Annotated in this window: 10 protein-coding genes; 4 read left to right on the top strand and 6 right to left on the bottom strand. The window is 40.1% G+C overall.

Going from position 1 to position 9,169, the window contains the following annotated elements; genetic code table 11:
* From IM473_RS22095 to IM473_RS22080, 4 genes are all read right to left on the bottom strand, one after another.
* The coding region (locus IM473_RS22095; protein WP_502845937.1) for a hypothetical protein at nucleotides 1-535 on the bottom strand (535 nt) is incomplete at its 3' end.
* Between the two features lie 294 nt (nucleotides 536-829).
* Nucleotides 830-1,609 (bottom strand): hypothetical protein, encoded by a 780-nt coding sequence (locus IM473_RS22090; protein WP_287658978.1) that lies wholly within the window; start codon nucleotides 1,607-1,609, stop codon nucleotides 830-832.
* Nucleotides 1,610-1,709: 100 nt separating this feature from the next.
* Nucleotides 1,710-2,255, bottom strand: a complete 546-nt coding sequence (locus IM473_RS22085) for a tyrosine-type recombinase/integrase (protein ID WP_287658979.1) — start codon at nucleotides 2,253-2,255, stop codon at nucleotides 1,710-1,712.
* A gap of 73 nt (nucleotides 2,256-2,328) precedes the next feature.
* Nucleotides 2,329-2,544 (bottom strand): helix-turn-helix domain-containing protein, encoded by a 216-nt coding sequence (locus IM473_RS22080; protein ID WP_287690558.1) that lies wholly within the window; start codon nucleotides 2,542-2,544, stop codon nucleotides 2,329-2,331.
* Nucleotides 2,545-2,715: 171 nt separating this feature from the next.
* Here IM473_RS22080 and IM473_RS22075 point away from each other — a divergent pair, with 171 nt between their 5' ends.
* The 4 genes from IM473_RS22075 to IM473_RS22060 all read left to right on the top strand — a co-directional run bounded on the left by IM473_RS22075 (nucleotide 2,716) and on the right by IM473_RS22060 (nucleotide 7,039).
* Nucleotides 2,716-3,210 carry a hypothetical protein gene (locus IM473_RS22075; RefSeq protein WP_287658981.1) on the top strand — a complete coding sequence of 165 codons (495 nt, stop codon included), beginning with the start codon at nucleotides 2,716-2,718 and terminating at the stop codon, nucleotides 3,208-3,210.
* Nucleotides 3,211-3,339, top strand: coding sequence for a hypothetical protein (locus tag IM473_RS22070; RefSeq protein WP_287658983.1), 129 nt, complete (start codon nucleotides 3,211-3,213; stop codon nucleotides 3,337-3,339). It begins immediately after the preceding gene.
* 194 nt (nucleotides 3,340-3,533) lie between these two features.
* Entirely contained in the window at nucleotides 3,534-3,689 is a 156-nt protein-coding gene (locus IM473_RS22065; protein WP_287658984.1) for a ribbon-helix-helix domain-containing protein, read from the top strand.
* Nucleotides 3,690-4,027: 338 nt separating this feature from the next.
* Nucleotides 4,028-7,039, top strand: coding sequence for a plasmid replication protein, CyRepA1 family (locus tag IM473_RS22060; RefSeq protein WP_287658987.1), 3,012 nt, complete (start codon nucleotides 4,028-4,030; stop codon nucleotides 7,037-7,039).
* A gap of 814 nt (nucleotides 7,040-7,853) precedes the next feature.
* Here IM473_RS22060 and IM473_RS22055 read toward each other — a convergent pair.
* Both IM473_RS22055 and IM473_RS22050 read right to left on the bottom strand, forming a co-directional pair.
* On the bottom strand, nucleotides 7,854-8,561 hold the full coding sequence (locus IM473_RS22055) for a hypothetical protein (protein ID WP_287658975.1): 708 nt from the start codon (nucleotides 8,559-8,561) through the stop codon (nucleotides 7,854-7,856).
* 93 nt (nucleotides 8,562-8,654) lie between these two features.
* Nucleotides 8,655-9,169, bottom strand: a 515-nt coding sequence (locus IM473_RS22050) for a hypothetical protein (protein WP_502845936.1), incomplete at its 5' end; no start/stop codon positions are given.

Raw genomic sequence — 9,169 nt, 5'->3', positions numbered from 1 at the left:
AAGCAGATAGATAACTTATCGATTCCTTAAAATCAGGCATTGCTTCTATTATTTCATTTATGTTTTTTGAATAATAAAAATAAAATACAGAAGTGTAGTTTTTTATTTCGCTAGGAATGGTTTTACTAAGATGAATTTGTTGTTGTTTTTTGTTGGTAACTAAACATAATTGAGTTTCTTCTAACTTTATTGTTTCATTAATTCTGTACTGCGAGTAAAAATCATAAGCGATAGATTTTAATGTATCGGAATTTCCCCAAGAAATACCTTTTTCTTTGTTTTTTAATTGATAATGTATTCGTAATTTTGGAAAATCAATTACTAAATCATCTACAAAAGTTTTGAGTTGACTAAAAAATTTAGCATCAATGCCTTCTTCAACTATCTGTTTAGCTATTTCGCTCAATTTGTATATGGCAAAAAAATCCTCGTATTCTTTTCCCTTATTATTGTTGGTTCCTCCTCTATTTTTATTTTTGATATACGTTAAGGCATCTTCACCAAAAATTGTTTGAATTAATTCGTCTTTGTACATAATTTTTCAGAAAAATAAGAAATTATTTGATTATTTCATTGAATCCCAAGCCTCTAGAACTAGGCGATGGATGCTGTATTCACCGTACTTCTTTATCTTGTGGTTCTCTTGGGTTTGGTAGGTAAAATGTATTCTAAGATACATTCCTCCTAGCAAGGGGGTGGAATGAACCACAAAGACACAAAGGACACAAAGATCGATCCTATGTAAGTTAAACTTATCACACAGAACCTAAAAGAGCTATCTCGTTGTTCTTGAGGACTTAATATTAGGCATTTTCCTACTGGGAAGTGATTAGACTTCATACCAAAGGCTATCAGCAAGATTAAGTGTCCACTGTTTAAAAAATTTAGGGTATTTTGTTGACGTGATTTCTTTCCCCTCGCGAATCTTCCCCTTCCACTTTTCGATAGTTGAGGTTGGTATGCCTATCTTTTTACTTAATTGGTCATTGGTTAAGCCTTGTCGGTTCTCTATGTCCACAGCCTCACTCGGTTGATTTTTTAGCTGTGGACTGTCACCCGGAACGGGACCGATCGCGTCCGTGACCGGTTTATCTTTATCAGCAGCCTCAACCGTTACCACGGTTCCCATATCAGGGTTTTCCTGTTGTCTATCTAATTGGCTATCCTGTTGGCTATCCAATTGGATAGATAGGGCATTCAAGCGATGCTCTAGGCTAGTGATTTTGTTTGATAATAACTGATCGCAATCGGTCAAGCGATCGTCAATTGCTTCTATCCAATCGTCTAGCCTTTTGGCTAGTCTTTGAGTAATCGTCTCTATCCCGTCTATCCGATTGTCTAGGCGTTGAATAGCTATGTCTATCCTGTCTATCCTTTGAGTAGTTGCCTCTAATTTGTCTAGTCGATTAGTGTCTAGCTGATTGTCTATCTTGTCTATCCACTGCTTTTTTCCCGTGACTAGCGATATGTCTATCCTACCGTCTAGGCATTGATTAATAAAATCGTATAGAAGTGAGGCTGTGTCAGTGTTTTGGCTTTTAGCCAATTGATTAAAAGCGTCTCTTTTTTCCCCTTCAATCCTGATTGTGATTAGTTTGTCGCGTGCCATAGTTGTCTATCCGTTGTCTATCCGTCTATTCATAGGATAGCCAATTGTCTAGCCAATGTCTAGCCAAGATAGACAGTTTAGGAATTGGCACTCGATCGCATTAAATGAACATTACCGCGTCCCTAATATTCTCATCCGTAACTTCCAGATAAACAGACAAGGCCGCTAAGGATGAGTGTCCTGAGATTTTCTGAATTGTTCTTAGGGGAACACCCGCTAAGTGCATTCGTGTCAACGCTGTCCTACGGAAACTATGGGTACTGATACCCTTTAATCCCAATTCCGTGCAGGACTGTCTTAGGGCTAAATCAGCATAGGCCGTTGTTAAGGGTTTTGTCCCGTCCCGGCCCGGAAAAAGAAACTCACTGGGGGAAGCGATCGCTAAATAATCCCTAAGAATTGGCTCAAGATTAGGGGATATAGGGATAGACCTCGATCGCTTCTTTCCTTTAGTCGAATTTTTCCTGAGAGTAATCACCCCGCCGGCAATATCCCCCGATCTAATCGACAAGGCCTCACTAATCCTACAGCCACAATAAAGACAGATAGCAAACACAGCCCTATCCCTCTCGGAAAAAAGGCTAAATATAGCGGTAATCTCGCTATCTGTCAGGATTTTTGCTTGGCCGTTGCGATCGCATTTCACAGGTTCCCTAGATCGGTAAAGATTCAAAATTACCAAGTCAGGGGATACCCGGCAAGGGGTTAGGGGTTAGGGGTTAGTGGTCTTTTTGCGCTTCTCTAGCGATTTTTTCCGCTTCTATCAATTCATCGAGACTACACCCATAAACTTCCATAAGCCGCTTAAATCCTGTAGGGGTCATGCGCGGCACTGATTTAAGTTGATCCCAATTCCTAACGGTAGAGATTGCTATATCTAGCTCTACTGCTATGTTTTCGGCCCTTTTGCCGCTTCTCAGTCTTAACTCTTTCATGTCCATAATACTAAAACCTTACACTATTAATATAGCATAATTAATTAGTGCTAGATACTTGACATGGTACTAAGTAAGTGTTAATATAGTAAATATAGAGAAGCAACCGCTCTAATTCCACTCAGCGCGATTGCTTCTCTCGTAAACCCAACATTGAGGCTTATCTCTATTATGCAACTTATCGACGCAATCGCAACCGACCGCGCCCGGCGCGTAACGACAAAATACGGGGAAAGAACCGTTATCGACTGTGTAAGACGCGATACCGGCGAGAAAGTGACCGTGTGGCGCGGTGGGGATGATGATTACTCCCAGAAGCACGTCATTAAGAATGCGCGGCTAACTTTAACCCTCGACAATAAAGGTAAATACTCCCTGATCGAGGATCCGAACCTTGCTAATTTAGGTCAACCCTTGCCAGATTCCCCCATACCTGTTAAGCCCGTTTACTCTTGCAACCATGTAATCGAGAAACCTAGCGAGAGTGAGCAATCAACCCTAAACCCTAATCAAAAGCGTGAGATTGCCAATTATGTGCAAGAAATGGCAAAACTTTATAAATATTGTCTCGATCAAGTTGAGTCAACCATCGGGGTTGAGGATGAGGACCGTCGGGCGATCGCGACGACACTCTACTTAAGCGCTCAAAAGAAATTCGCACTCTAAATGATTAATTACCGGGGGGATATTCCCCCCATAGGAGAGGAAAACATGACAGAATTTACAGCGATTTTACCCCTCAAGATTGAGGTCACGGTTAAGGCAAAAAGCAAAGATGAGGCTAATGATATGTAAGTTTTTTGTAAGTTTTTTGTAAGTATCAATTAATCTCATTCCGTGTAACCCTTATCCTGATTGGGTTTTGGCTTTTGGGAGTGCTGATTTTGGGAACTTCACAAAAGTTTTTTATAAAATTAGTACCCAAGTTGTACTGATCAGGTTTTTTGTGTTATTATGATTTTTAGGATTGAAAATCGAGAGAGGTCAAAATGTTAGAAGCGGAAAAAATGAGACAATCAAGCGTTTACTTTCCACATTCCATGAAAGCAGAAATCAAGCAATTGGCCAAAAAGCGAGGATGGAGTCAGGGTCTGATGATTCGCGAAATAGTCAAAGATTATCTTGATTCACAAAAAACCGCCTAAAAAGAAGTAACCGCCTATAGTCTCCAAACTAGGGGGCGGTTTCACAAAAATTATTATTATTATGGACAAATATAACACTAATAGAAGTTTAAAGTCAAGGATTTTTCCCAAAAATCCTGAAAAAAGGGATTTTTCAGTACAAACGAACCAGAATAAATCAGCGATACCTTGCCGGTTAAAAAATCCCTGTCAGGGTTGTGGGGGAAGTCAGGGCATCATCACATCGGTCGATCGCAGTTCGGGCAACCCCCACCATTTTCGTCTTGATTGCCGGGATTGTGGACGGTTTCAAAGATGGGTGAGCGCGAGAGAATTCGATCGCAAAATGGGGGGCCACAATGCTTAAGTCCTCTCACTTCCAAGAATGGCGATCGAGCGCGGTCGATCCTGAAATTATCCGGCTAAACGTGGAATCTTTAGAGGGGGATGAAGCGATCGAGCGTCTGACTGAGAATGCGATCGAAGCCATAGGGAAAGATCAAAAGGTTCCCCATTCCTTCCAGTATGCGACCTCACCCGTGGCCAAAATCCTTGAACGCTACAAGGATATGAGTAACGAAGGATGGTGGGCCGGGGGAGTAGACGTGCTTACCGGGCAGCCATCGCGGTGGGGATGCTTTAAGCCCGATAGCCCGCGAATCTCTCAGGATAAAGGGAAACCGATCAAATATGAACACCCCGCTAAAACCCCTACAGAAATCTTCGCTCTCAGAGTGCCGGATCATATCTGGCAAGCAATAGGCGATAAATATGGAATCGCGCCCTATTGCCTATTGCCAACAAGGGACACTGACACACCCCCCCTAATAAGTAATTTAAGTGACACACCCGGTGTGACATTTTGGCAATGGGTCCTCGATAACCCCTCGGTAATCACTCTCTTGATTACCGAGGGGGCCAAAAAAGCAGGCTCCCTGCTTACTGCCGGGTATGTAGCGATAGCACTGCCGGGGATTTACTCAGGGTACAGGCAGCTTAAGGATTGCCACGGGCAGCCGATTGACTTGCCGCGCCTAATCCCCCAATTGCTGCCGTTTTGCGGGGGGGGACGGGAGATAAGCTTTTTCTTTGATCAGGACACTAAGCCCAAGACGATCGAGAATGTCCGGAGAGCGATCGAAAAAACAGGGAAACTTCTAGGCTATAGAGGCTGTAAGGTATCTGTGGCCCGGTGGGATAAATCTTATAAGGGAATAGATGATTTCATCGCTGCCAAGGGTGAGAATGACCTCGATCAGATATTCTCTGGGAGAATCTCTTTAGATGCTTATAAGATCGAGAATTTCTCGAAGATTAAAGCCGATCTAACCATCAACGAAAGATATATCCCCCAATCTTTAGAAGTGCCTGAGAGTGCCAAAATCATAGGGATTAAAGCACCAAAAGGGACGGGAAAAACTGAGTTTATAGCCGCAAAAATAGCGCCGCTATTAGCTAAGGGTGAGCGAGTATTAGTAATCGGTCACAGAGTGCAATTAGGACGCGAATTATCCCGTCGGTTTGGGATAAATTATCGCTCTGAATTGGTAAAAAGCGGGGACGGTAGCCTATTAGGATACTGCCTATGTGTAAATAGCCTACACCCAAAAGCCGATCCTAGTTTCAATCCCCTTGATTGGGAAAATACCACAATCATAATAGATGAGTGTGAGCAGGTTTTTTGGCATTTAGTTAATTCCCCTACCTGCGAAAAATACAGGGTAAAAATTATCGATTGCCTACGAGAATTATTCAGAATTGTAGTAAGTACAGGGGGAAAAATCTATCTAGCTGATGCTGATTTAAGTATGAATGCTATCAGTTATGTCCGATCGCTGATCGGTTATCCTGTTGAATCTTTTATCTTAGAAAATAGCTATAAATCCCCTGTAAGAAGGGATTTAATTGTTTATGATAGCCCTGCTGCTTTGATTAAAAAAACAGAAATCGCCCTCTCTATTGACCAAAAATTAATCATCCACACGGACGGACAAAAGCACAAATCTAATTGGGGAACCCGCAATCTAGAATACTATTTCAAGAAAAAATACCCGTGGATCAAGATATTGCGAATTGATAGCGAGAGTGTGGCTGATCCTTCCCATTCTGCCTATGGGTGCATGGCGAACCTTAACCAGATTTTACCTCAATATGATCTGGTTATTTGTAGCCCCGTAATTGAGACGGGGGTGAGTATAGATGTTAATCATTTTGACGCGGTTTTCGCCATTTCTCATGGTGTTCAAACAGTGGATAGTTTTGCTCAAACATTAGCACGGGTAAGGGCTGATATACCGCGCCACATATACATTAAGGACTTTTCTCCTATTAAGATAGGTAACGGATCAACCGATTTAAATCAGCTATTAGCGGGGGAACATTTTAAAGCTAAAAATACCATTAGATCACTGCAATCTGTAGGGTTGAGAGAGATTCCAGAATTTACCTTTTTAGAAGATGGTGAGAAATATTCCCCTAGCCTTAGTCTATGGGCAAAAAATGCCGTTAAGATTAATCTGGAAAATAGAAAATACGCTGAATATGCTCTCAAGAAACTAGAAAAAGAAGGGTATATAATTTATAGCGGAGATGATGAAGATGATGTTTCTATCGATGCTGTAAAAGAAAAAATTAAAGAGGCAAAAAATGATAATTATGCAGCCAAGAGAAAAGAGATTATAGACTCAGATTCTATCACTAACTCAGAGCTTGCCGCGCTAGAGGAAAAAGAAAAAAAAGGAATGACTGACAAGGAAAGAAGCCAGCTACAGCGAGCAAAAATAGAACGAAAATATTGGCCAAAAGATTGCAATATCACCGATGAATTAATTATCAAGGATGACGATAACTGGTATCCACAGATAAGATTACACTATTTTTTAACAATTGGTAACGATTTCTTAGTTGATCGCGACAAGAAAAAATTAGATGATGCCCTAGAAAATGGTGAGGGTAAAATCTTTAAAGCCGATTTTAATAAATCGCTTTTATCGGGCAAAATTCAGTTAATGAAGATTCTCAACGTTGAACAATTTTTCGGCGCTGAAAAAGAGTTTACAGGGGACAGCCTTGCTGATTGGGTAGAGAAGTTTCGGAATCCCCGAATAATTAGCCAAATTAAGTCAATTTTGGGATTTACCTTATCTATGAAAGATAGCCCTATAAGCTTCGCTCAAAGGCTTTTAAAGCTACTAGGATTAAAGCTAAATTGCGTGGGCCAGCGCCGGCGCGAAGATGGAACCCGTTATCGTCTCTATCAGGGGTGTGACCCTCTCGTTGATGGACGGGGGGAGGTCTTCGATGTTTGGCTAGAGAGGGACCTAGTTGATCACCCTGACAAATACGGAGAGATAATCGAGATTGCCGCTTAATGCCCGGCACACCCCCCCTATAAATATATTTATTAGTGCTAGGGGGGTGTGACACACCGATTTAAATCGTTCTGGTTATTCCAATCCCATTGGGAGAATGCCCTAGATTAGGAAAAATGGGCATTCTCCTGATTAAGGCTAATCCTTTAGATTATCCACACTATTTTAGTTTTATTCTCGTTAAATTGACATCGATCAGCATATTCCGAAGGATTATCCCCCCATTTATCGGTATTTTCTGAGAAAAAACCGATAACAGCCAAAATAAACCCATAAAAGCAGGGCCCGGCATTTTAGCTGACAATAGAGCCAAAAATCACCATAATCCCTTGTATAGGTCATTTTTGACTTTTAAAAGACGGTACAAAAATTGTGATTTTTATCAGCCAAAAATGAGCATTTTAGGCGATAATCCTCGAAAAATAGCCAATATCCCATAGATACAGATTATGACTGCCATTCCCAACGTTTACCCTTAATTCTGTCCCTTTTTGGTTAAAATCACCATAATTAAGGGGTTCCACCATTAAAGAATTGATTTAATAATGACAGAAAACCCAATAAAACCAAAGAATGACTAATAGGAATAGGTCAAAAAAAACCAGAAAAACTACAAAATGAATGTGGCAAAACCCTTACCCTGTAAGAGTTTTAAGGGTTTTAAGGGTTTTTACATTAGAAGTGTCGAAACTAGCTTAAACGCTAACCCCTACCCATTAGGAAAATGCCCAATATTCCCCATTTTTGGGCATTTTCCCTGTGAGAAGTGTTTCAAAGCTAATCGGGGTTAGGGTAGTAAACCTTATAAAAAATTCTAAGCGCTGACTAATCTAGCTCGTCGAGAGCGAACCAGTTCTGGGATATAAGTGTTCTTGTCATCTTGTCCTTGAAAACCAAGCCTTTCGTACACAGAGCCGCCAATGCCAGGTATCACCTCACCGTCTGACGTTCGCTGATCATCTTTTGCAAAATATATGAATTCAAATTTATTAGATATTTTTCGTTCAAATTCAATTTTTAATTTTTCTTCTGCATTAATATACATTACTGGAGCTACGATTAAAATTTTATTTGGATTAATTTTTTGAATTAAATTGACAAGGTTTGTTTTGACTACGCAAGCTCCAGAAATAATAGACTTAACAATAATCAAATAATCGATATTGCTGGGGCTGGGTTCCTGATATTTTTTTAGAATTGGAGCTACTTTTAAGTCGCTAATTCCAAAAGGAGAAAATCTTTTGTTCCAAAAACAAGCATATCCTATGTTAGAAAAATGGTTCTCTAACTGTAGGATAATGCCTTTTGCTAAAAAATCAGCATCTTCAACGGTAGAGGCTAAATATAGGCTATGGGGTGAGCTATCGATAACTCTATTTAAAATTATTTGCCCGAGCTTATTACCGAGTTGTTCCATTACTTCACGATACCTTTCAGGTTCAATACTTTTATTTGCTAAAATTTCAAGGTAGGTAAGGATTGTGCGATCATTGTTAACAAAATTAGATGTTTGTCTGGTCATAAGTAGTCGTGCAAAATTAATTTCCTAGTGAAGATAGGCAAGAGGCAAGGGGCAAGAGGCAAGAGGTGGTTAGATATGTGTAATTAATTTTGCTTAGGTACTTATTAAAAACTTCTCCAAGTCTTCAAAAGAGGTGGGCTGAAATTGCTTGATTAAATCTTGAATTTTTTTGAAATTTGAACTTTCTATATCATGATATATGGTTCCCGTATCTAAACCATCAGCATAATCCCAATGCAAAAATCCCTTAGAGACATTATACTGGAATCTGGGAATCCGATCCAAAATACTTCGCATTCCTGGATCTAGCTCAATATCCGAACTAAACAATCGGATGTATGATGGCTGGGTAGTTTGGGCTTTGTGTAAAAGCTCGCTCACCGAAACTTCTGACGTATCTATTGAATACCAAGCTCCCAATAAAACGGTCGCAACACATTCGATTTTGTCTGGCTCAGGCCTGTCAAAAGCAGATAGATAACTTATCGATTCCTTAAAATCAGGCATTGCTTCTATTATTTCATTTATGTTTTTTGAATAATAAAAATAAAATACAGAAGTGTAGTTTTTTATTTCGCTAGGAATGGTTTTACTAAGATGAATTTGTT

It is taken from the genome of Microcystis sp. M015S2 (genome assembly GCF_020245945.1).
Taxonomy (GTDB): Bacteria; Cyanobacteriota; Cyanobacteriia; order Cyanobacteriales; family Microcystaceae; genus Microcystis.
Note: the sequence above shows the minus strand (reverse complement) of the source record. Positions and strands in the feature narration are given on the sequence as shown.